Source organism: Thauera linaloolentis 47Lol = DSM 12138 (assembly GCF_000310205.1).
Lineage (GTDB): Bacteria > Pseudomonadota > Gammaproteobacteria > Burkholderiales > Rhodocyclaceae > Thauera > Thauera linaloolentis.
On sequence record NZ_AMXE01000023.1, the window covers coordinates 1 to 22,232 of the forward strand.

The 22,232-nt window shown below is 65.7% G+C and carries 22 protein-coding genes; 12 read left to right on the plus strand and 10 right to left on the minus strand.

Annotation, left to right across the window (positions count from 1 at the left end; translation table 11 throughout):
• The 3 genes from C666_RS20785 to C666_RS08220 all read left to right on the plus strand — a co-directional run.
• A partial coding sequence (locus C666_RS20785) for a permuted SH3 domain-containing protein (RefSeq protein ID WP_004336543.1) occupies nt 1-294 on the plus strand: 294 nt, incomplete at its 5' end.
• Complete coding sequence (locus tag C666_RS08215; RefSeq protein ID WP_004336544.1) at nt 291-2,264, plus strand: MacB family efflux pump subunit; 1,974 nt, start codon at nt 291-293, stop codon at nt 2,262-2,264. The genes C666_RS20785 and C666_RS08215, both read left to right, overlap by 4 nt.
• 101 nt (nt 2,265-2,365) lie before the next feature.
• On the plus strand, nt 2,366-3,739 hold the full coding sequence (locus C666_RS08220; protein ID WP_004336547.1) for an efflux transporter outer membrane subunit: 1,374 nt from the start codon (nt 2,366-2,368) through the stop codon (nt 3,737-3,739).
• Between the two features lie 48 nt (nt 3,740-3,787).
• Here C666_RS08220 and C666_RS08225 read toward each other — a convergent pair whose 3' ends face one another.
• Entirely contained in the window at nt 3,788-4,216 is a 429-nt protein-coding gene (locus C666_RS08225; RefSeq protein WP_004336549.1) for a winged helix-turn-helix transcriptional regulator, read from the minus strand.
• 110 nt (nt 4,217-4,326) lie between these two features.
• Here C666_RS08225 and C666_RS08230 point away from each other — a divergent pair, with 110 nt between their 5' ends.
• The 9 genes from C666_RS08230 to C666_RS08270 all read left to right on the plus strand — a co-directional run bounded on the left by C666_RS08230 (nt 4,327) and on the right by C666_RS08270 (nt 15,219).
• Nucleotides 4,327-5,181: an SDR family oxidoreductase gene (locus C666_RS08230; protein ID WP_004336551.1), complete on the plus strand. Its 855-nt coding sequence runs from the start codon at nt 4,327-4,329 to the stop codon at nt 5,179-5,181.
• 291 nt (nt 5,182-5,472) lie between these two features.
• A complete protein-coding gene (locus tag C666_RS08235) occupies nt 5,473-7,806 on the plus strand; it encodes a TonB-dependent receptor domain-containing protein (protein ID WP_004336553.1) in 2,334 nt (777 codons plus the stop codon).
• 296 nt (nt 7,807-8,102) lie between these two features.
• Entirely contained in the window at nt 8,103-10,265 is a 2,163-nt protein-coding gene (locus tag C666_RS08240) for a TonB-dependent receptor domain-containing protein (protein WP_028792112.1), read from the plus strand.
• 332 nt (nt 10,266-10,597) lie between these two features.
• Entirely contained in the window at nt 10,598-11,305 is a 708-nt protein-coding gene (locus C666_RS08245) for a PepSY-associated TM helix domain-containing protein (RefSeq protein WP_004336557.1), read from the plus strand.
• 19 nt (nt 11,306-11,324) lie between these two features.
• Nucleotides 11,325-11,837 (plus strand): DUF2271 domain-containing protein, encoded by a 513-nt coding sequence (locus tag C666_RS08250; protein ID WP_004336559.1) that lies wholly within the window; start codon nt 11,325-11,327, stop codon nt 11,835-11,837.
• A gap of 24 nt (nt 11,838-11,861) precedes the next feature.
• Nucleotides 11,862-12,665 carry a DUF4198 domain-containing protein gene (locus C666_RS08255; protein ID WP_004336561.1) on the plus strand — a complete coding sequence of 268 codons (804 nt, stop codon included), beginning with the start codon at nt 11,862-11,864 and terminating at the stop codon, nt 12,663-12,665.
• Nucleotides 12,666-12,702: 37 nt separating this feature from the next.
• Nucleotides 12,703-14,070 (plus strand): sulfite reductase subunit alpha, encoded by a 1,368-nt coding sequence (locus C666_RS08260; RefSeq protein ID WP_004336563.1) that lies wholly within the window; start codon nt 12,703-12,705, stop codon nt 14,068-14,070.
• Nucleotides 14,071-14,134: 64 nt separating this feature from the next.
• Nucleotides 14,135-14,524 carry a DUF6746 family protein gene (locus tag C666_RS08265; protein ID WP_004336565.1) on the plus strand — a complete coding sequence of 130 codons (390 nt, stop codon included), beginning with the start codon at nt 14,135-14,137 and terminating at the stop codon, nt 14,522-14,524.
• A 263-nt stretch (nt 14,525-14,787) separates the two neighbouring features.
• Nucleotides 14,788-15,219 carry an HMA2 domain-containing protein gene (locus C666_RS08270; RefSeq protein WP_004336567.1) on the plus strand — a complete coding sequence of 144 codons (432 nt, stop codon included), beginning with the start codon at nt 14,788-14,790 and terminating at the stop codon, nt 15,217-15,219.
• Between the two features lie 15 nt (nt 15,220-15,234).
• Here the strand turns inward: C666_RS08270 and C666_RS08275 are convergent, their stop codons facing one another.
• Genes C666_RS08275 through C666_RS08315 form a run of 9 tightly spaced genes read right to left on the minus strand, consistent with a single transcriptional unit; the run spans nt 15,235 to nt 22,231 of the window.
• Nucleotides 15,235-15,870: a hypothetical protein gene (locus C666_RS08275; protein ID WP_248637690.1), complete on the minus strand. Its 636-nt coding sequence runs from the start codon at nt 15,868-15,870 to the stop codon at nt 15,235-15,237.
• The gene (locus C666_RS08280) at nt 15,818-16,093 is read right to left on the minus strand and encodes a FeoC-like transcriptional regulator (protein ID WP_004336571.1); all 276 of its coding nucleotides are present in this window, start codon (nt 16,091-16,093) and stop codon (nt 15,818-15,820) included. Before C666_RS08280 ends, C666_RS08275 begins: the two co-directional genes overlap by 53 nt.
• A gap of 10 nt (nt 16,094-16,103) precedes the next feature.
• Nucleotides 16,104-18,431 (minus strand): Fe(2+) transporter permease subunit FeoB, encoded by a 2,328-nt coding sequence (feoB, locus tag C666_RS08285; protein WP_004336573.1) that lies wholly within the window; start codon nt 18,429-18,431, stop codon nt 16,104-16,106.
• Nucleotides 18,431-18,658 carry a FeoA family protein gene (locus C666_RS08290; protein ID WP_004336575.1) on the minus strand — a complete coding sequence of 76 codons (228 nt, stop codon included), beginning with the start codon at nt 18,656-18,658 and terminating at the stop codon, nt 18,431-18,433. Before C666_RS08290 ends, feoB begins: the two co-directional genes overlap by 1 nt.
• A gap of 35 nt (nt 18,659-18,693) precedes the next feature.
• Nucleotides 18,694-18,945, minus strand: a complete 252-nt coding sequence (locus C666_RS08295; protein WP_004336577.1) for a FeoA family protein — start codon at nt 18,943-18,945, stop codon at nt 18,694-18,696.
• A complete protein-coding gene (locus tag C666_RS08300; protein WP_004336578.1) occupies nt 18,942-21,083 on the minus strand; it encodes a heavy metal translocating P-type ATPase in 2,142 nt (713 codons plus the stop codon). Before C666_RS08300 ends, C666_RS08295 begins: the two co-directional genes overlap by 4 nt.
• Entirely contained in the window at nt 21,083-21,535 is a 453-nt protein-coding gene (locus C666_RS20910; protein ID WP_004336580.1) for a hypothetical protein, read from the minus strand. The genes C666_RS08300 and C666_RS20910 overlap by 1 nt, the downstream gene beginning before the upstream one ends.
• Complete coding sequence (locus C666_RS08310; protein ID WP_004336583.1) at nt 21,528-21,854, minus strand: hypothetical protein; 327 nt, start codon at nt 21,852-21,854, stop codon at nt 21,528-21,530. The genes C666_RS20910 and C666_RS08310 overlap by 8 nt, the downstream gene beginning before the upstream one ends.
• Before the next feature lie 11 nt (nt 21,855-21,865).
• Nucleotides 21,866-22,231, minus strand: coding sequence for a hypothetical protein (locus C666_RS08315; protein ID WP_004336585.1), 366 nt, complete (start codon nt 22,229-22,231; stop codon nt 21,866-21,868).
• Between the last annotated feature and the right edge of the window lies 1 nt (nt 22,232).

Here is a 22,232-nt window from a genome sequence, read left to right on the forward strand (position 1 = left end):
GGCGAGGCCGGGGCGTGGCGCGCGAGCCGCGCGCCGCGTGAAGGCGGCGGCCCTCCGCGCGAAGGCATGCAGTTCGCGGGCGGTCCGCGCCAGGCCACGGTGAAGGTGCTCAGACCCGACAACACCATCGAAGAACGCGGCATCGCCATCGGCGTCTCCAACCGCGTCGCGGCGCAAGTGCTGTCCGGCCTGGAAGAAGGCGACAAGGTCGTGGCCGGCAGCGCCGCCTCGGGTGGCAGCGGCCAGCCAGGCGCCAACCGTCCGCCGATGATGGGTCCGGGGCCGCGGCTGTGAAGCGCGAAGCCTTCGCGCCCGACGGTGCGCATGCGGCGCAAGCCGCCCAGCCGCTGATCGAGCTGTCCGGCATCACCCGCAGCTTCGTCAACGGCGAGGTCGAAACACGTGTGTTGCATGGCATCGATCTCGTCATCCATCCAGGCGAATTCGTCGCCATCATGGGCGCATCCGGCTCGGGCAAGTCGACGCTGATGAACATCCTCGGCTGCCTCGACCGCCCCACGACCGGCACCTACCGCTTCACGGGCCAGGACGTTTCCCGCCTCGGCCGGGACGAACTCGCCCGCCTGCGGCGCGAAGCCTTCGGCTTCGTGTTCCAGAGCTACAACCTGATCGGTGGCGCCACCGCGCGCGAAAACGTCGAAGTGCCGGCGATCTACTCCGGCATGCCCCCGGTCGAGCGCCATGCCCGCGCGCAAGCCCTGCTCGGCATGCTCGGCCTCGAAGAACGCGGCCACCACCGCCCCAACCAGCTCTCCGGCGGCCAGCAGCAACGCGTTTCGATCGCGCGCGCGCTGATGAACGGCGGGCGCATCATCCTCGCCGACGAACCCACCGGCGCGCTCGACAGCAAGAGCGGCGAAGAAGTGATGAAGCTGCTGCGGCAACTGTCGGCAGAGGGCCACACCATCATCCTCATCACCCACGCCCGCGAAGTGGCGGAGCTAGCCCACCGCATCATCGAAATCCGCGACGGCCGCATCGTCTCCGACCCCGGCCCGCAAGCACCCGAAGGCCCCGAGCCGGACTTCGCCCCGCATGTGGACCGCAGCTCATCCCTGTCCGACATCGTCGAAGCCACCCGCACCGCGCTGCGCGCGCTGCGCGCCAACCTGTTCCGCGCCATCCTGACCCTGCTCGGCATCGTCATCGGCGTCGCCTCGGTGATCGCCATGCTCGCGATCGGCGACGGCGCCAAGCAGAAGGTGGTGGACCAGATCAGCGCCATGGGCACCGACCTGCTCACCATCCGCCCCGGCGCGCCCAACCAGCGCGGGCGCGACACCACCGCCACGCTCGTACCCGAGGATGTGGACGCCATCCGCGAACTGCCCAACATCCGCGCCGCCGTACCCGAGCAGTCGAGCAGCGTCACGCTGCGCCACGGCGGCAACGACCACCGCACCCAGATCAACGGCACCTCGGCGGACTACGTCGTCGCACGCAACTGGGCGGTCGCCACCGGCACCTTCTTCAGCGCCGACGACGTTTCCCGCTACGCCACCGTCGCCGTACTCGGCCAGACCGTCGCCAACGCGCTGTTCGCCGGCGCGGAGCCCATCGGCCAGTACGTGCTCGTCAACAACATCCCTTTCCAGGTCATCGGCACCATGACCGGCAAGGGCGCATCGTCCTTCGGCCAGGACCAGGACGACGTCATTTTCATGCCCCACACCACCGCCAGCCTGCGCATCACCGGCCAGCGCTTTCTGCGCAACGTCACCGTGGCGGTGGAAGACGTCGTCCGCATCGACGACACCCAGGCCGCGGTGCACGGCCTGCTGCTGACGCGCCACGGCGTAGAGGACTTCCAGATCCGCAACATGGCCTCGATCATCGACACCGTGTCGGAAACGCAGAACACGCTCACCATCCTGCTCGGCACGGTCGCGGCCATCTCGCTGCTGGTCGGCGGCATCGGCGTCATGAACATCATGCTGGTCTCGGTCACCGAGCGCACCCGCGAAATCGGCATCCGCATGGCCACAGGGGCGCGCATGAAGAACATCCTGCAGCAATTCCTCATCGAAGCGTTGGTGGTGTCGGCCATCGGCGGGGCCATCGGCGTCGCCGCCGGACTCGGCACCGCGGCCATCATCGCGTTCTTCGGCACCCAGGTGAAATACACCCTCCTGCCGGTCGTGCTCGCCTTCGGCTGCGCCTTTGCCACCGGCCTCATCTTCGGCTACCTTCCAGCGCGCAAGGCCGCACGGCTCGACCCGGTCGTCGCACTGGCCTCGGAATGACAAACGCCTCGCAACACGCCACACTTCGAGACCCCCACACCTCGCCATCCGCCATGCACGTCACCCAGCCGCAACACGCCCCCTGGCCCCGCACCCTCGCAATGGCCGTCGCCACCGCCCTTCTCACCGCCTGCGCCATCACCGAACCGGTCGCACGCCCCGACCTGGCCATGCCCGCCCAATGGAGCGAGGCCACGGAGGCCAGCCGTGCTGCAACGGCGGACATCTCCGACACCTGGTGGCAGAGTTTCGGCTCGCCGCAGCTCGACGCGCTGGTCGCCGAAGCCATGCTCAGTGCGCCGGACCTGCTGATCCAGGCCGAACGCGTCATCCAGGCCGAACTGGCGCTGCGCCAGGCCGGAGCCTCGCTGCTGCCCTCGTTGTCGCTGGGCGGCGGCAGCAGCGTGCAGAACGCCGAAGGCAAGGAATCGGGCTCCACCAACGCCAATCTCAGCGCGCGCTACGAAATCGACCTGTGGGGCCGGCTCGCCGCCACTCGCGACGCCAGCCGCGCCAGTCTTGCCGCAACGCGCTTCGACCGCGATGCAGCGCGCCTGTCGATGACGGCCAGCGTCGCCACCCTCTGGTTCCAGGCCCTGGCGCTCGACGAACGCGCCGACATCGCGCGCCAGAACCTGGCGATCGCCGAACGCGTGCTGAAAGTGGTCCAGGCGCGCTACGACAACGGCGCGGCCTCCGCACTCGAACTCAGCCAGCAGCGCAGCACCGTATTGTCGCAGCGCAAGGCCATCGAACCCCTGGAAATCACGCTGCGCCAGACGCGTTCGGCGCTCGCCATCCTGCTCGGCCGCAACCCGCAGGCCGGCTTCCTGGACGACGAGCGGCTCGCACAACTGCATATCCCCGCCGTCGAGGCCGGACTGCCCTCGGACCTGCTGCTGCGCCGCCCCGATCTCGCATCGAGCGAAGCCCGCCTCGTTGCCGCCTCCGCCAACCTTGCCGCGGCACGCGGCGCGCTGCTCCCCAGCATCAGCCTGTCTGCCGGCGCCAGCGCCGCCAGTGCCGAACTGCTGTCGCTGTCCGGCCACAACAGCGTGCTGTCGCTATCGGCCTCGCTGCTGCAAACCATCTTCGACGGCGGGCGCCTCGCCGCCGACGTCGACATCCAGCGCTCCCGCCAGCGCGAACTGGTCGAAACCCATCGGCAAACGGTGCTGGCCGCGCTGAAGGAAGTCGAGGACGCCCTCTCCAATGCCGTCCGCGACGCCAACCAGGAAACCGCCCAGCGCGAGATCCTGACCGAGGCCCAGCGCAGCCTGCGCCTGGCCGAGCTACGCTATCGCGAAGGCGCCGACAGCCTGCTGACGGTGCTGGATGCGCAGCGCGCCTTGTTCTCGGCTCAAGACCAGTTGGCGCAGTTGCGGCTCACGCGGCTGACGGACGCAGTGACGCTCTACCGCGTCCTGGGCGGCGGCTGGAACATGCCCGAAGCCCCCGCCCCCACGGCCGGCTGAGCCCGGCCGCAGCCGCGCCTCGCGGCTGGAGGCGGACAGGAGGCGAACCTAACGCCTCCCGTCCTCCTGCTGTGCAAGCGCGATCCTGGGCCAGTTGATTTCCACCCAGTCCGCCAGCGCCACCACTTTCTCCGCCGCCTCGCGCCCCAAGGGCGTCAGGCTGTACTCGACATGCGGAGGCACCACCGGGTAGGCCTTGCGCAACACCATGCCGTCGCCCTCGAGCCACTGCAGGGTCTGCGCCAGCATCCGCTCGCTCACGCCGTTGATGGCGTGGCGCAGTTCGCTGAAGCGGCAGGTCTTGCCCGACAGAGCGATCAGCACCAGCACACCCCAGCGGCTGGTCAGGTGGCGCAGCACATCCCGCGACGGACAGGTCGCCGCCATCAGGTTGCCGCGCGCCATCTGCTGTTCCAGCGTAATGCCCCGCAGCGCGGGATCGGCGCCGCCATGCGGTGTCTTGGCCATGTTCTTCATACTTACATCCACGTCAGTACTTACAAATAGTAAGTAAAGAAACTACAGTCCTTGCACGTTCATCCCCGAACGGACATCCACAACCCGACTTCACCGCAAAGGACTCCATCATGACCATCGCTGTCACTGGCGCAACCGGCCAACTGGGCCGCATCGTGGTACAAAAGCTGCTGGGCAAGACCTCGGCCCACGACATCGTCGCACTGGCCCGCGACCCCGCCAAAGCCGCCAACCTGGGCGTCGCCGCCAGAGCCGCAGACTACACCAATCCGCAATCGCTGGCCGCCGCCCTCGCCGGCGTCGACAAACTGCTGCTGATCTCATCCAGCGAGATCGGCCAGCGCGCAACACAGCACCGCAACGTGATCGCTGCCGCCCGGCAAGCGGGCGTCAGCCTGCTGGTCTACACCAGCCTCCTGCACGCGGACCGCTCCACTCTGGATCTGGCCGACGAACACCGGGCCACCGAGGCGGACCTGAAAGCCAGCGGTCTTCCTCATGTGATCCTGCGCAACGGCTGGTACACCGAAAACTACACCGGCTCGATCGGCGGTGCCCTGGTGGGCGGCGCCTTCCTGGGCAGCGCCGGCGACGGACGCATCGCCTCCGCCGCGCGCGCGGACTACGCCGAGGCCGCAGTGGCGGTGCTCACCAGCGCAGCGCACGAAGGCAAGACCTATGAACTCGCGGGCGACCATGCCTACACGCTGACGGACCTGGCCGCCGAAATTTCCAGGCAAACCGGCAAGGACACTCCCTACAAGGACCTGCCCGTGGCCGAATACGCGGCGGTATTGGCTGGCGTGGGCATACCGGAAGGCTTTGCCAAGGCCATCGCAGGCTGGGATGCCGAAGTCGCCAAGGGCGTGCTGTTCGACGACGGCCGCCAGCTTTCGCAACTGATCGGCCGACAAACCACCCCTCTGGCCGACACTGTCGCAGCGGCGCTCAAGGCATTGGTCTGAGCCTGACAGTCATGCAGCAGGTACGGAGCACAAGCTCCGCCCGCTGCATGAATGCCCATCGCGCACACCAAGCTCAATGCGCCCCAAACCCGCCGCATATGTGTCAATTACGCAACACATTTGGACATAAATCCGCCATATGGGCGGATATTGTTTTACAAAACTTGTTACGAATCATTATCATTTTGGAACGTCTTTTTAATAAACCTAGCCAGCCACCTGCTGCATAATTTTCAGTTATGCCTATGACAGGAAGCCAGCCAATCTTCCTGTCATAGAGGATCTTGTTTCATGGCACATACCGCAACGCCACGCCTCCGGCACACTGCCCTGCTGATCAGCCTGGCTTTTCCCGCAAGCACGGCCTTCGCCGATGACCAGCAACTCGGTTCGGTTGTCGTCAGCGCGACCGGCTTCGAACAGAAAGTCACCGATGCACCGGCCTCGATTTCCGTCGTCACCTCGGAAGAACTCGCCAAGAAGCCCTACACGACCCTGATCGATGCGGTTCGTGACCTTGAAGGCGTCGATGTCGGCGAAACCTCGGACAAGACCGGCCAAAAGACCATCAGCATGCGCGGCATGGGCTCGGACTACACCCTGATCCTGATCGACGGCAAACGCCAGAACAACCACGGCGACATCTACCCCAACAGCTTCGGTGGCAACCAGTTCAACCACATCCCGCCACTCGACTCCGTCGAGCGCATCGAAGTCATTCGCGGACCGGCGTCCACGCTGTACGGTGCCGATGCCATGGGCGGCGTGATCAACATCATCACCAAGAAAGACATCACGAAGTGGACCGGCTCGATCACCTACGGCCGCAGCCTGCAGACCAACAACGATTTCGGCGATGACATCACGACGGACTTCGCCGTCCGCGGTCCGATTCTCCCCGGAAAACTGGGCGTGGCCTTGCGCGGCAGCGTCTATGAACGCCAGGCTTCGACACCGGAGTTCAAGTCGACCACCGACCCCGACGGCATCGTGCACACCCGCGCGCTCGCTTTCGGCGGCGGCGGCAAAACGGTCGACAACACCAACAAGGCGTATGGCATCAGCCTGTTCTTCACGCCTACCGAACACCAACGCATCACTTTCGACTACGACGACTCGGTTCAGGAATACGACAACAAGCCTGTCTACGATCCAGCGAGCGGGGAGGTCGCCTATCCGCTGGGCACGGTTGACAGCATCGATACAATTTGGCGCAGGTCGAACTCCGGCGGCGGGCGCGCCGACCCCCGTGTCGGCTACCTCGACGAGCAGGAATTCACACGTGAATCGTGGTCGCTTTCGCACGAAGGAAAATGGGATTTCGGCACGAGCTTCGTTTCACTGTCTTATGTCGAAACCGACAACAACGGCCGCACGATGCCCTTCACCGTGGCTGAACGCAGGCAACTGCTCGAAATGATCGATGGTACGGGTGCCTATGCCGGCATGAGCCTGGCAGACCGCAAAGCTGCGGCCCAAAACACCTTCCTGCCGCGCAAGAAGCGCACGCTGCAGAGCAACCAGTACACGCTGGACGCGAAGCTGGACATTCCGTTGCAGAACCTCGCGGGCGACCATCTGCTGGTGCTTGGCGGCCAGGTCATCGACGGCGAATTGAAGGACGGCGTGTTCGGCATGGAATCCGGTACACCGGGCAAGATCCAGGAAAACAAGATGTGGTCCCTGTTCGTCGAGGACAACTGGATGCCGAACGACGCCTTCACGCTTACCGCGGGCGTGCGTTATGACGACCATGACGTATTCGGTGATCACATCTCACCGCGCCTCTATGGTGTCTACAAGGTCGCGCCGCAATGGACCGTGAAGGGCGGCGTCAGCACCGGCTACAAGACGCCCAAGACCACGCAGCTCTATGACGGCATCGTCGGCTTCGGCGGCCAGGGCACATCGCCGATGTACGGCAACCCCAACCTCGAACCGGAAACCAGCCGCAACACTGAGCTGGCGGTCTACTGGAACCACCCGGCCGGACACAACTTCAACGCCACCGTGTTCCGCAACGACTTCGAAGACAAGATTGCCAACCAGCCTTGCGGTCCCGGCACGCCGCAAGCTTGCGCAAGCGCGGGAGAGTACGCCGACATCGGCTACAACCCGGGCACCAACCGCGCCACGAACATTGACAAGGTCGTGATTCAGGGCGTGGAACTGGCGGGCCGCTGGCAGATCGCGGACAACTGGGCGCTGCGCGGCAACTACACCTATACGGACAGCGAACAGAAGAGCGGCGCACAAAAGGGACTCCCCCTGAACTACACCGCCAAGCACATGTTCAATACCACGCTGGACTGGCAGGCCCTGGACAACCTCAACGTTTTCCTGACCATGGAAGCGCGCTCGAAGCGCTATCGCGGCTTGGTCGACAACAAGGTTTCCCACTACAAGGACTACGAGGTGTTTCACCTGGGCGCAAGCCTGCGGGTGAACGAACACGTCACCATCAACGGTCGTATCAACAACCTGCTTGATGAGGACTTCACGACCTACAAGCACTCGTTTACGTACGATGCAGCCGAAGGTGCGTGGTCGCCCACCTACACCGACGACTACAACAACAAGGACAAGTCCCGCAACTTCTGGGTCAGCGTCAACGCCACCTTCTAAGCAGGACATCCCCATCACGACGGGCCGCGCCGATTTTCGGCGCGGCCCGTTTTTTTCGTCTGGCATCAACAGATCGATCCAACAGCACGCACGGCTCTCCTTCCAACCTCAAAAACCTCAAAGACGACACAGAAAACAGGCTTATCGAAATAATTGTCAACATTGAAACAGTTGATACAAATCATTATCATTATTTTGGATTTAATCGATCTTAGCGAAGCTCCTGCAGGATCATCATGCGGCTCACTTCTGCCAGGACGCCAAGCACCCCTATTGACATACAGGATTCCCCGTTCATGGCACAGACATCCACGCCACGCCTTCGACGCACAGCCCTGCTGTTGGGCCTCGCTTTTTCCACTGGTACAGCGTTCGCTCAAGAACAGGAACTCGGATCGGTGGTTGTTTCCGCCTCCGGCTTCGAACAGGACTTGAAGGAAGCGCCTGCTTCGATTTCGGTCGTTACCCGCGAAGAACTGGAAACGAAGCAGTTCCGCGATCTGGCAGAAGCTCTACAAGACGTCGAAGGCATCGACGTACGGGGCAGTACCGGCAAGACTGGCGGTCTGAACATCAGCATCCGCGGCATGCCAAGCGATTACACACTGATTCTGATCGACGGCCGTCGACAGAACGTTGCTGGTGATGTCACCCCCAACGGCTTTGGCGACGCGCTGACCAGCTTCATCCCTCCGATATCGGCCATCGAGCGCATCGAGGTCATTCGCGGCCCGATGTCTACGCTGTATGGCTCCGATGCCATGGGTGGCGTGGTCAATATCATCACGCGCAAGGTTGCAAAGGAGTGGAACGGCTCACTCGGAGTCGAAGCAGGCATCCCGCAAGACGGCGACTGGGGTGCATCGCAAAAGATCAACCTCTATGCGAATGGCCCTATCGCACAGGATCTACTGGGCATCGCCGTACGCGGCAGCCTGTTCCAGCGGGGCGAAACGGAGCGAATTCGTGATGCCACGGGTAATGCACGGGACCCCGCGCCGGCAAAGACTCGCCAACATAGCATCGGCACCCGCCTGACGCTCACGCCCAACGCAAGTCACGACATCTGGCTCGATATCGACCAAGCGCGCACGTGGTACGACAACGAAGACTGCCGGCTTGGTGGACGCGATTATCTGAACAGCAACTGCGTCACGGCCAACACGACCGTGACCGGCTACAAGGACTACATGCGTCTCGACCGGGAGCAGATTGCGATTGGCCATAGCAGCCGACTGTCGTTCGGCCTGTTCGAATCGAGCCTGATGCGCACGACCACCGAAACCAAAGGGCGCACCATTCCAACCGCCGCACGCCCGGCAGGAAGCCCAGACATCGGCGCGGATCGCGAACTCGAAACCGTCAATGTAGTGTTCGACACGAAACTCGTCGCCCCACTTGGAGAATCGCATGTAGCAACCGTTGGTGGCCAGTGGTGGGATGCCGAACTGACCGACAGCCTGCTGCCCGACGACCATGAACAGACCATGTGGTCGCTGTTCATCGAAGATGAATGGCGTCTCACCGACAGCCTGGCCGCAACCCTGGGCGCACGCTACGACCACCATGACGCCTTCGGCGGCGAGGTCAGCCCGCGTGCCTATCTGGTATGGAATGCCGCATCGAACTGGACAGTGAAAGGCGGCGTCAGCCAGGGCTTCAAAGCCCCCCGCCTGAACCAGCTCATCGACGGCATCAGCGGCATCAGCGGGCAAGGCACCTCGATCAGCATCGGCAATCCCGATCTCAAACCGGAAACCAGTACCAGTACCGAACTCGGCATCCTGTTCGACAACCAGGAAAACTTGAGTGCATCGGCAACCCTGTTCCACAACAAGATCGAAGACAAGATCAGCAGTGGCGGGGACTGCACGGTCAACTTCATCTCCAGTTGCGTCGCCAATCCGGACGCAACCTACTCGATCAACAATGATGAAGCCAAGACCTGGGGTATCGAACTGACATCCCGCATCGTGCTGGCGCCACGTTGGTCCCTGAATCTGAACTACACATGGACTGACAGCGAGGTAAGAGAAAACGGCCAGAAGAACGGCGAACTCAGCGATACCGCCAAACATATTGCTAACGCTCAGCTACGCTGGGATACGACCGATAAGCTGAGCCTGTGGGTGCGTGGAGAGTATCGTGGCGACAGCCGCCGCTTCGATGGCGATCCCGACAGCTTCTCCGGCAACACGCTACGGGAGTACCAGGCTCTCGGCGACCTCAAAGGCTACTCGCTGTTCCATCTGGGCGGCTCGTACAAGGTTGCCAGCAACGTGACGGTCAATGCGAACATTTTCAACCTGTTCGACAAGGACTTCACCAAGTTCAAGACGTGGACGAATGTAGCCGGCGTCGAGCAACTCGGCAGCGAATATTATCGGTCGGCACAATCCACCAAGGGCACGGTAACTGCCGGCCGCACGCTCTGGATCTCCGCGAACGTCAACTTCTGATCCTGCATGGCGGTACGTCGTCCAAGTGCCGCCGCACCACCGATCGCAACGAGTTCGAGCAAGCCACACCGGCCATGCCGGTGTGGCTTTTTTCTCATCCCATACTCATTCACATACGAGCCCGGGCACTTGCACGCCCACATTGCAGACATTGAAGCTCAGCCAGATATTGGCAGCCATGCTTCACAGACGTACAAAAAACTACAACAAATTTTGGAAGTTAGATTGTTGAGAATAATTATCAACATTAGAATGGCGGGCTCATGGTCCCGACATCCAGCGGATATATCCACCGCATCGGGCATTCGAACCGACGGAACCGCGCCTTACCGATGCCGACCTACCCCGAACCACTGAGCCGCCGCACGCCTCCCCCGACAAGCCCAGCGCCGGCATCCAGCCCGCAAGCCGTCGCGCGCCAGCAGGCCCGCCGAGGCAACTGGCTGAAGACGCTCCACCAGTGGCACTGGATCAGTTCCGCGGTTTCGCTGTTCGGCATGCTGATGTTCGCGATCACGGGCATCACGCTCAACCACTCCGGCGCCATCGAGGCCAAGCCCCGCATCGAGACCCGCAGCGCCGCCATGCCCGACACGCTTGCCGAGACGCTGCGCCGGATGGTGGCCGACGAGACGCCGCCGGAAAGCCCCCTGCCTGCCGACGCGGCCGACTGGGTGGCCGAGGCGCTGGGCGTCCAGGTATCGGGCAAGGCGGCGGAATGGTCGGAAGAAGAAATCTACCTTGCCCTGCCCCGCCCCGGCGGCGACGCCTGGCTGCGCCTCGACCTGCAAGGCAGCGAGGCGGAATACGAACTGACCGACCGTGGCTGGATCGCGTGGCTCAACGACCTCCACAAGGGGCGCAACTCCGGTGAAGCCTGGAGCTGGTTCATCGACATCTTCGCCGTGGCCTGTGTGGTGTTTTCGGTAACCGGCCTGCTCATCCTGCAGGTGCATGCCGCCAACCGCGCATCGGTATGGCCGGTCGTCGGCCTGGGCGTGGTGCTGCCGACCCTGCTCATCCTGCTTTTCGTCCATTGATTCATTTCTGGAGCCCTCCATGCACAAACCCCTGCTTCTCGCATTCGGCCTGCTGGCTACCGGCCCGGCGCTCGCCGCCGGCATCGAGGTGGAGATCGAACTGCCACGCATCGACGTGTCGGACTACCGCCGCCCCTACGTCGCCGCCTGGCTGGAACGTCCCGACAACTCGGTCGCCGCCAACCTGGCCGTGTGGTACGACGTCAAGATGCGCAACGCCGAGGGTGCCAAGTGGCTCAAGGACATGCGCCTGTGGTGGCGCCGCACCGGGCGCGACCTGGAGCAGCCGGTCGACGGCGTGACCAGCGCCACCCGCAACCCCGGCGTGCACAAGCTGAGCTTTACCGAAGGCCAGGTGCCGCTCGGCAAGCTGGCTGCCGGTGAATACCGCCTCGTCGTCGAGGCCTCGCGCGAACATGGCGGCCGTGAGGTGGTGACCGTGCCACTGCAGTGGCCGCCTGCCTCGGCGACGCGCAACGAAGCGCGCGGCGAGCACGAAATCGGCACCGTTGCCGTACAACTCAAGCCCTGACCCATCCGACCTGAGGAGATACCGATGAAACTGAACAAGCACCTCGCCGCGGCCGCCCTTGGCCTTGCCATCGCCGCACCGGCCGCGCAGGCACATGAGTTCTGGCTGCTGCCGTCTTCCACCGTGCTGTCCAGCCCAGGCTACATCACCGTGGACGCTGCCGTTTCCAACGACATCTTCTACTTCAACTACCGCCCGCTGGGCATCCGCGACAACCTGGTCATCTCGGCCCCCGACGGCAGCACGGTGGCCCCCGAGAGCCTGACTCAGGGCAAGCTGCGCACGGTGTTCGACGCCAATCTCCAAGCCACCGGCACCTACCGCCTGGCCATCGCCAACTCCAGCCTGATGGCGAGCTGGAAGGAAAACGGCGAAACCAAGCGCTGGCGCGGCACGCACGCCGAAATGGCGGAGAAGGTTCCGGCCAATGCCCAGGATCTGGTGGTGCGCGAAGGCATCTCGCGCCTGGAGACCTTCGTCACGGTCGGCCGCCCGAGCGAAATCAAGCCCACGGGCAAGGGCCTGGAACTGCTGCCGGTCACCCACCCCAACGACCTGTACGAAGGTTCGCCGGCGGTGTTCACCTTCGTCGTCGACGGCAAGCCCGCCGCCGGGGTCGAGGTGGAGATGATCCGTGCCGGCACCCGCTACCGCGACCAGTTGGAGAAGATCACCCTCGTCACCAATGCGGACGGGCAGGTGTCCTACACTTGGAAGGAGCCGGGCATGTACTACGTGAAGACCGGCGTCACAGGCAAGAGCGACACGATGGAGAACGTGGAGCGCCGCCTGTCCTACGTCACCACGCTGGAAGTCCTGGCGCAATGATCGCTGCCGGCCCGTCCGACGGGCGGCCTGACAGCCGATGATCAGCCTGGAGCTTTCCCGCGTCGGCCCGGCCGCCGGGGTGGTCGCCGCCTATGCGGCGTTCTGCCTGCGGATCTGGGCCGCGCACCGCAAACGCGCCGCCGCGCATAGCGCGACCGGCGCCGATGCCGTGCTCGTGGCCTATGCCAGCCAGAGCGGTTTTGGCCGAGAACTCTCGGAGGAAGCCGCCAAGGCGCTGGAGTCGACGGGCATCGGCGTGCGCCTGTGCCCGCTCGACGCACTCGATGCCGACGGCTTGAAGGCCTGTCGCCAGGCCTTGTTCGTCGTCAGCACCTGCGGCGAAGGCGACGCCCCCGACAACGCCGCAGGCTTCGTCAGGCGTGTGATGGAGCATGCGCCATCACTGCACGGCTTGCACTACGGCGTCCTTGCCCTGGGCGACAGCAGCTATACGCACTACTGCGGCTTTGGCCGCCGCCTGGATGCGTGGCTTGGAGCATGCGGGGCGACACCGATGTTCCCCCGCATCGACATGGACCGCGCCGACGGCAGCGCGCTGGCCACCTGGCGCCACCGCCTTGCCGCCTTCGCCGGCCTCGCGGAGCTGCCGGAAAGCGATCTGCCCACGCTCGGCTTCTGGCGTGTGCGCAGCCACCGCCACCTCAACCCCGGCAGTGCCGGCGAACCGGCCTGGCATGTCGAACTCGAGGCGCTGGACGGCGATGGCCCGGACGCGCGTTCCGTTCCCCTGCCAGACTGGCAGGCGGGTGATCTGCTGCAGTTGTATCCGCCGGGCGACGCCAGCTCGCCCCGGGACTATTCGATCGCCTCGCTCCCCGGAGACGACACGGTCCAGTTGCTGGTACGCCGGGCACGGGGGCAGGATGGTTCGCCGGGCGTGATGTCTTCGCTGCTGACCAGCCCGGCCGGCCTGGGTGCCGTCCTGCATGGACGCATCCGCCCGCACCCCAATTTCCGTATCGGCGACAACGCTGACCGGCCCTTGCTGCTCATCGGCAACGGCACCGGCCTTGCCGGGCTGCTCGCCCATCTGCGGCAGCGCGTCCGCTACGGCGACGGCCGCAACTGGCTGGTGTTCGGAGAGCGCAACAAGGCGCATGACGATTTCCACGGCGCCGAAATCGAGGCGCTCGAAGAACAGGACCTGCTGGCCCGCTGCGATCGGGTCTATTCGCGCGACGACCCCGCCGAATACGTGCAGGACCGCCTCGCGCGCGCGGCCGACACCGTGCGCGACTGGGTCGCTGGCGACGCCGCGATCTACGTCTGCGGCAACGCCGTGGGCATGGGGCCTGCGGTACATGAAACCCTTGCCGCGATCCTCGGGTCCGACACCCTGGAACGGCTCGCGCAGGAAGGCCGCTACCGCCGCGACATCTACTGAACATGACCGGCCATCCCGGCCGTCATGCGACCGGTTCCGCTCCACTCTCTACAAGGAAGAAAGCATGATGAAGAAGAGCCTTGCCATTCTCGCCCTCGGCACCGTCGGCGCCCTGAGCCACGTGCCCGCGTTCGCCGCCGACCCCGCGCCCGAGCGCGTGTCGCACTACGAGGCCCAGAAGGGCGAGTCGATCGAACAGACCATTGCCATCCTGCTGGAAACGAACGCCAAGCTGAAGGAGCTGCTGGCCGGCGAAATGGGCGAGTACGACATCCACGACATCCACAGCCTGAGCTACACGCTCGAAGACTCACTGATGGCCATTGCGAATGAAGTGAAGCAGTTGCACGGCACCGTCGCCGACATGCACTTCGCCAGCGAAGGCCAGGACCGCGACGCCGTCATCGACTATGGCAAAGCCTATCTGAGCGGCGTCGAGAAAATCATCAAGTAAGCCGCCCCATGCCACCGGGCGTGCGCGCCGCATGCCCGGTGGCCGTGCCCTCGCGGCCCGCGGGGGCTGTGCGCCGGTCGCAACCCGGGCGGCACGAATGGGCAGTCTGGAACAAGACCGATTCTCATCATTGGGCTATAGTTGGCGGTTTCGATCCCTGCCAGGCCTGCCTCTCCCATGCCCTCTTTGTCCCCATCCTGTCACCGCTGCCTGCCTGCGGCCCGCCGCCAGGACGAAATGCCCTGCCGCAGTGGAGCGCGCCGATGAGCCGCGTCGTTTCGTCGCTCCCCGGCCGCATCCGCATCCGCGACAAGGCGCTGCGCAACCGCGCCCGCCTCGCCGAAATCGAAAGCGCGCTCAGGCGCCTTGATGGCGTGGTCGTCGTGGAGCCGAACGTTTCGGCGGGCAGCATCGTGCTGCACTACGCGCCGGACAAGACCGATCCGCTCCGCCTCGAAAACGAGGTCGACACCGTGATCGACACTGCGCTGGCGGCCCCGCAGCGCCCTGCCGGCTCTCGATCGCTGCGCATGCAGGTGAATCGCTGCGCCAAGATCGGCATGATGGGCAGTCTCGCCACGTCACTCGCGCTCGCCGCTACCGGCAACAAACGCTGGCATGCGATATCGGGCGGGCTGTTCGTCGCCTGCCTGGGCATCCATCTCGGTGTCCATCGCCGCCATCTGCTGCGCTGAGGCAGGAGAGCCCGCTCAAGGCGCGCGCTCGGCCGCCTCGCCCCGGTACGCAATACAGCCCGCCGCGAGCCTGATCAGGCGCCTCGCCAACGCGACGGCGCCTGGTTGTGCCGGGCCATCGCCGGGCAAGTAGATCTCGATGCAGAGGTAAAGAAAGGACGGGTTGTGCCAGATCCGCTCCGGAATCGCGGTGTGCGTACGGACGGCATCCGGGGCGCCGAGCACGATGATGCGCGCACTTGCAGGCTCCGCCCGTGCCAGCACGGTTTTCAGGTGCGCGCCCAGCACCGCATCGCCGCAGATGAGATCGGCGCTGGGGCCGTTCTCGTCGAAGCCGGTATGGAGGTCGATCAGCAACTGGTGATGGCTGCGCATGTGAGGCAGCAGTTGAAGATACAGTGCCTCGTGCACCATGTCGTAGCGGAAGCTCTGGTCCGGCCGCGGCCTGCGCCCCGACAGGCCGTCGGGAATCTCGAGCACGTCGACCTCGCCTGCCCGCAGGCCGTCGACCACCTCGCGGCCGAAACTAAGCTCTTCGCGATGGATGCCGATCACGACGAGCGCGGGGGCGGAACTGATGGCCACCTTGGTCCGCTCCTCAGGCTGGCGGTCTCCCGGCCAGCCCTTCTGCCGCACCCGCAGCCGCTTCACTGCCGGCCCACTCGTACACCACCAGCGTTTCCGGATCGCACTTGCAGCACGTCGTGCCACAGCCCGAGGCGGCACCGACGATGCGCCGGACGCGCCCCTTGCGTTCGAGCGTGCCCAGCATCGGCCCGAGGGCCTCGGGTGTGCTTTCGAGCGCATGCGCCATGTCGGCCACGCTTGCCCGGCGGCGTTCGCGCAGATAGGCGCTGAGACGGGACAAGATCATCACGGCCTCCTCAAACCTGCTGCGGCAGCGGGAGACGGTCGCCGTCCCCCCGCGCACCATAGCGCCGCAGCGACCAGAGCGCCAGCGCGAAGCACGCAACGACGCCGCCGATCCAGGCAAGCGACGAGGCCGGATGCTGCGCCCAAGTCGCGGCCTGGTAGAACAGGGTCGCGAGGCCATAGCCCAGCCCCGTCGTCCATGCGACGACGAAGACCGTCCACCGCGCCCCCGATTCCTGAAAGACGGCCGCCGTCGCCGCCGTGCAGGGGAAGTACAGCAGAATGAACAACAGATAGGCGAACGCGCCCGCCGCGCCATCGAAACGCGCCACCATGGCGCCGAAGGTGCCCGTCGACACTTCCTGGTCCTCGGCCACCGCCCACTGGTCGCTCAGGTCGCCGACGTCGAGGCCGATCGGATCGGCCCAGGCGCCCAGCGCCTCGACGAGATTCTCGGGAATGGTGGCAAAGGCTGCGGCGATGCTCTCGCGCAGATCGAAGGCTTCTTCCTCGTCCGCCTCGCCGCCCGCGTCCTGGACCGCGAGCGCCGAGTAGGCAGCGTCGAGCGTGCCCACCACGGCCTCCTTGGCCAGCACGCCGGTGAAGATGCCGACCGCGGCCGGCCAGTTTGCCTCGGTCAGCCCCATCGGCGCGAACGCGGGCGTGATGCTGCGCCCGACCGCGGCCAGCACCGAGGCATCGCTGTCCTCGTTGCCATAGCTGCCGTCGGTACCGACGGAGTTGAGCACGTTCAGCACCAACACCATCGGCACGATGACGCGCCCGGCGCGGATGATGAACCCCTTCAGGCGGTCCCAGGCATGGCGCAGTACGCCCTTGACCGTCGGCAGATGGTAGGGCGGCAGTTCCATGATGAAGGGCGTCGGCTCGCCCTTCAGCAGCGTGTTGCGCAGTACCAGCCCGGTGAGCACCGCCACCGCGATGCCGATCAGGTAGAGCGCGAAGACGACGTTCTGCCCGCCGGTGGGGAAGAACGCGGCGGCAAACAGGACATAGACCGGCAGGCGCGCGCCGCAGGACATGAAGGGCGCCATCGCGATCGTCATCAGGCGGTCGCGGCGATGTTCCAGCGTGCGCGTCGCCATGATGGCCGGCACCGTGCACCCGAAACCGACGATCAGGGGCACGAAGGATTTGCCCGGCAGGCCCACCCAGCGCATGAAGCGGTCCATGACGAAGGCCGCGCGCGCCATGTAGCCCGAATCCTCGAGCACCGACAGGAACAGGAACAGGAAGCCGATCACCGGGATGAAGGTGGCGACGACCTGGATGCCGCCGCCGATGCCCTGCGCCAGCAGCACCGTCAGCCATGCGGGCGAGCCCAGGCCGTCCAGCAGTTCGGCGAGGCCATCGACCACCAGCGCCCCGGTGAACTGGTCGAAGAAGTCGATGAAGGCACCGCCGATGTTGATGGTGAACAGGAACATCAGGTACATCATCAACAGGAAGATCGGGATGCCCAGCGCGCGGTTGAGGACGACGCGGTCGATGCGGTCCGTCATGTCGCGGCCGACACGGCCGCTGACCTCCACCGCTTGTCCGGCGACGCGGTTGGCGAGCCCGTAGCGGGCATCGGCGACCATGATGTCGATGTCCTCGCCCAGCGCGGCGCCATGCGCCTGCGCCTCGGCGGCGAGCGGAGCGCCAGCGGCGGCGCGCGCCAGATCGTCGCCTTCGAGCAGCCTGACCGCGAGCCAGCGCGGCGACGTGCCGACGGTCTGCGCGGCGGCTTCGAGCCGGGGCACGAGCATGCCGAGCGCCTTTTCGAGTTCGGGCTGGTACTCGACCTGCGCCGTCGCCGGCCTGCGCGCCTGCACCGCATCGCGGATCGCCGCTTTCAGCGCATCAATCCCCTCGCCCTCCGAGGCCACGACCGGAATCACCGGACAGCCCAGATTGCGCGACAGCGCTTCGACGTCGATGCGCAGCCCCTTGTCGCGGGCGACATCGACCATGTTGAGCACGACCAGCAGCGGCACCCGCATCTCGGCGAGCTGGGTGGTGAGGTAGAGGTTGCGCTCGAGGTTGGCGGCATCGACGATGTTGACGATCAGCCCCGCCTCTGCGGCATGCACGTAATCGCGCGCCACGCTTTCATCGAGCGAAACCTCGCGGTCGACGACGTCCAGCGAGTAGGTTCCCGGCAGGTCGACGACCTCGAAACGCAGGCCATCCTGGCGGTACTCGCCGCTTTTCTTCTCGACCGTTACGCCGGGCCAGTTGCCGACGCGCTGGCGCGATCCGGTCAGTGCGTTGAACAGCGTGGTCTTGCCGCAGTTCGGGTTGCCCACCAGGGCGATGACGTATTCGTTATTCATCACAGTTTCTCGACAGTCAGTGCGTCCGCCTCACCCTTGCGCAGGGTCAGCGCGAAACCGCGCACCCGGATCTCGACCGGATCGCCCATCGGCGCGACCCGCATCACCAGCAGCTCGGCCCCTGGCGTCAAGCCCATCGACAGGAGCTTGCGGCGGTAAGGCCCTCCCGTGTCCGCAAAACCGCACACCTTGGCGCGGTCCCCTACTGCAAGTTGCTTGAGCATCATCTGGCGTACTCCAATCGAATCGGGGGTGGCGCGGCTCAGTCCTGAAGCCGCGCCACCAGGATCTTGTGTGCCATGCCGCCGCCCAGCGCGAAACGCATCTCGCCGCGCCCGACGACCAGGCCGGCTCCCTGGCGCTGGCGCACGACCAGTTCGCTGCCGACGTTGAGGCCCAGCTCCGCGACGCGCAGGGCCATGCCCGTCCCGCCGAGGATGGAGACGACGCGGACGGTTTCTCCTTCGCCCGCCATGGAAAGCGGGAAGGCGGCAGAGGGGCTCGGGGCAGTCATGCGGATACCTTCTTCTGGTGTATGGCTGGCGCCTTTCTCGCACGGCGCCCGCGCGGCAACCCGGCGCCCGCGAGCGCACGCAGCAGGATGGCGATGGTGCTGCCGTTGTGCAGCGCAGACGCGGCAACCGGCGTCAGCCAGCCGAAGGCGGCGGCCGACAGGATCGTCGTGTTGAGGCCGACGGTAAGCTTGAAATTGCTGTCGATCAGCCGGCGCGTCGCCATCGACAGCGCCTTCGCATCCGCCACGCGCGCGATGTCGTCCTCCAGCAGCGCGACGTCCGAGGCAAGCCGCGCGATGTCGGCGCCGTTGTGCATCGAGATGCCGACATGCGCGCCGCTCAGCGCGGGCGCATCGTTGACACCGTCGCCGACGAAGGCGATGCGCGCGCCCTGCGCCGCCAGTTCCTGCAGGATGCGGGCCTTGTCCTGCGGCATCAGCCCGGCATGGAACTCGTCCAGCCCCAGTTCTCCGGCCATCACGCGCGCGCGCTCGGGATGGTCCCCGGTGAGCATCAGCACCCGTTTCACGCCGAGCCGCCGCAGGCGCCGTACGGTGGCGGCACTGTTGGCACGCAGGCCGTCGCGCAGGGCGATGACACCGAGCAGTTCGCCGCCGAAGCCGATGTAGAGCAGGGTCTTGCCGTCGAGATGCAGGCGCTCGATGATCTCGCGCTGCTTCCAGGTGGAAATCCCTTCGTCGTCCTCGATGAAGTGGCGCGAGCCGACGACGATGCGCCGCCCCTCGATGACGCTGGCGACGCCATGGGCAACGATGAATTCGACCTCTTTGTGGTCGAAGTGATGCGGATTGTCCAGGCGCCGCGAGGCCTCGACGACCGCCAGGGCCAGCGGATGGAAATAGTGCTCTTCCACCGAGGCGGCCAGGTTGATGAGGTCTTCCGGCGAGTAGCCGGCCTTGAAGGCGATCGAGTCGGTCACCTCCAGCTTGCCGGTGCTCAGGGTGCCGGTCTTGTCGAACACGAAGGTGTCGGCCTCCGCCAGGCGTTCGAGCGCCTTCGCCCCCTTGACCAGCATGCCCGATTTGCCGGCCTCGTACATCGCGGCCTTGAAGGCGACCGGCGTCGACAGCTTGAGCGCGCAAGAATAGTCGGCCTGCAGCACCGCCGCCACCCGTTCCCAGTCGCGCGACACCAGCCAGGTGGCACCGGCCAGGCCCAGCACCATCGGCACCAGGCGATCCGCCATGCGCGAGGCTTCGAGCTGGGTGGCACTCTTCGCCGCCAGCGAATGCTCGACGAAATCCGCGATCCGCGCGGCCGCAGCCTGGGCGCCGACCCTTTCGGCATAGATGCGCAGGCGGCCCTCCTCGACCAGCGTGCCGGACAGCACGGCATCGCCGCGCCGGCGCGCGACCGGCACGCTTTCGCCGGTCATCGTCGCTTCGTTGACCATGGCCTCGCCGCCAAGCACGGTGCCATCGACCGGAATCACCCGCCCGGTGGCGGCGATGACGGTATCGCCCACCCTGACCTCGGCGGCATCCAGCTGTATTTCGGCGCCATCGCGCTCGACCCAGATCTCGCCCACGTCCGGCTTCAGCAGATGCTTGAGCAAGTCGTCGGAACGGCGCTCGATCGAGGCTTCCAGATACTCGCCCAGGGCAAGCAGGAAGGACGTCATGTTCGCCGCGAGATAGTCTTTGCGTCCGATCGAGATCGCGACCGCCATCGCTTCGAGCACGTGCGAGGTGACGCCTTTCTCGAGGAAATCGTCGACCGCCTCGCCCAGCAGCGGAATCGCCGTGCCCAGCGCGACCGGCGCCTGCAGCCCAGGCTGCAGCGAGCGTGTGGCGAGCAGCGTCGCCGCGCTCAGCGCCACCGGGGCGGCACTGGGCTCGCCGTCACGCATGGCGCTTTTCTGCCCCTGCATGGGCGCCATGCGCAGGATGTCGATTGCGAGGCGCTCGGCTGTCGTGGCCGCAGCATCGAATTCGACCACCAACGAACGGGCAGCCGGATTGACCCGCGCCTTGTCCACGCCGGCAATGACCACCACCGCCCGTTCGATGGCACGCGCGTCCAGCGGCGCGCCAGGGTGGCAGGTGTAGCGCCAGCGCGCACGGCCACGGGTGGCATGGATGGGTTCGAGCGCGGACACCCAGCCGGCGGTACTCATCATGCGTCTCCGTGACGCTCCGCCTCGACTTCGGCGCGGATGTCGGCCATCTGCTCCTTCATTTCCTCGAAGCCGCCCGCCACGCCGGTGTACAGCTTCATCGCCGACTTGACGATCTTGCCGCGCAGTTCCTCGTCGCTCAGCACCCAGGCCGCCGCCGCGCCGATCAGCGCACCAAGCAGGAACTGCTCGGTGTTGCCCGTGCGCAGGAAGGCCGGCATGCCCTGCAACAAACCGCCATCGAGCCCGGCCGGCTGCTGCGGCGGAACGGCAGTGCCATAGGCATTCTGCCCCATGCCTTGCGCAAAGCCCTGCGCGAACCCGGCGTCGGCCGCCATGCCGCCCATCGTTCCATACTGCGCATAGGGCGACGGGCCGCCCGGCGCCTGGTATGCGCCGTCCTGGGTTGCCCTGCCGCCGTTTCCGCGATGTTTCCTGTGCTTCTTAGCCATCTTCCCTCTCCTGTTCGGCCTGCGCCGGATCGCGCAGCAATCGTTCTATGAGCAGCACGCCCGCGGCACCGGCTGCAGCCACGGCCAGCATCCTTGTGTAGTCCTGCCGGCGGAAGGCGGAGGCGGCCTGGCTTCCCGCCGCCAGCGCCGCGCCGCCCTGCAATGCATGGCGCAGCACGCGCTTCATTTCCGCTGGCGACGCGGGCGAAGGGCGGTCCTGGAATGCCGACAGGCAGCCTGCCGCGACGAAACCCTGGGCAAAAGCTCCGCTCGTGGCCCGCAGCGGCAGGCCGGCCGGCGCCTGGGGGGCATAGGACATGATCGGGTTTCTCATGATTCGGCTTCCCTGCCATCCGCCGCCGGCGCGGCCGCAGGTTTGGCCTTCCTGGCCCTCGGGGCGCGCTTCCTGGGCGCGGAGGCCGGTTTCTCTGCCTGCGCCGGCTCATTCTGCACAGTGTCATCACCCGCCGTTCGGGTGTCGGCCGCTACCTCTGCAGCCGCTTCGCCGGTATCCGCCGCGAGGTGCTTGCGCGCACGCGCCGATGCGCTCTCGATGGCTTCGAGGCTGGACACCGTGACGCCGCGCAGCGTGTCCTGGGCCTTCTCCAGGCCAGCCTTGGTCTTGTCGGTCTTGAGCAGGCGGAGCGCGACTGCGCCAGTCAGCACCCCTGCGACAAAGGGAAACAGCGGGAACATG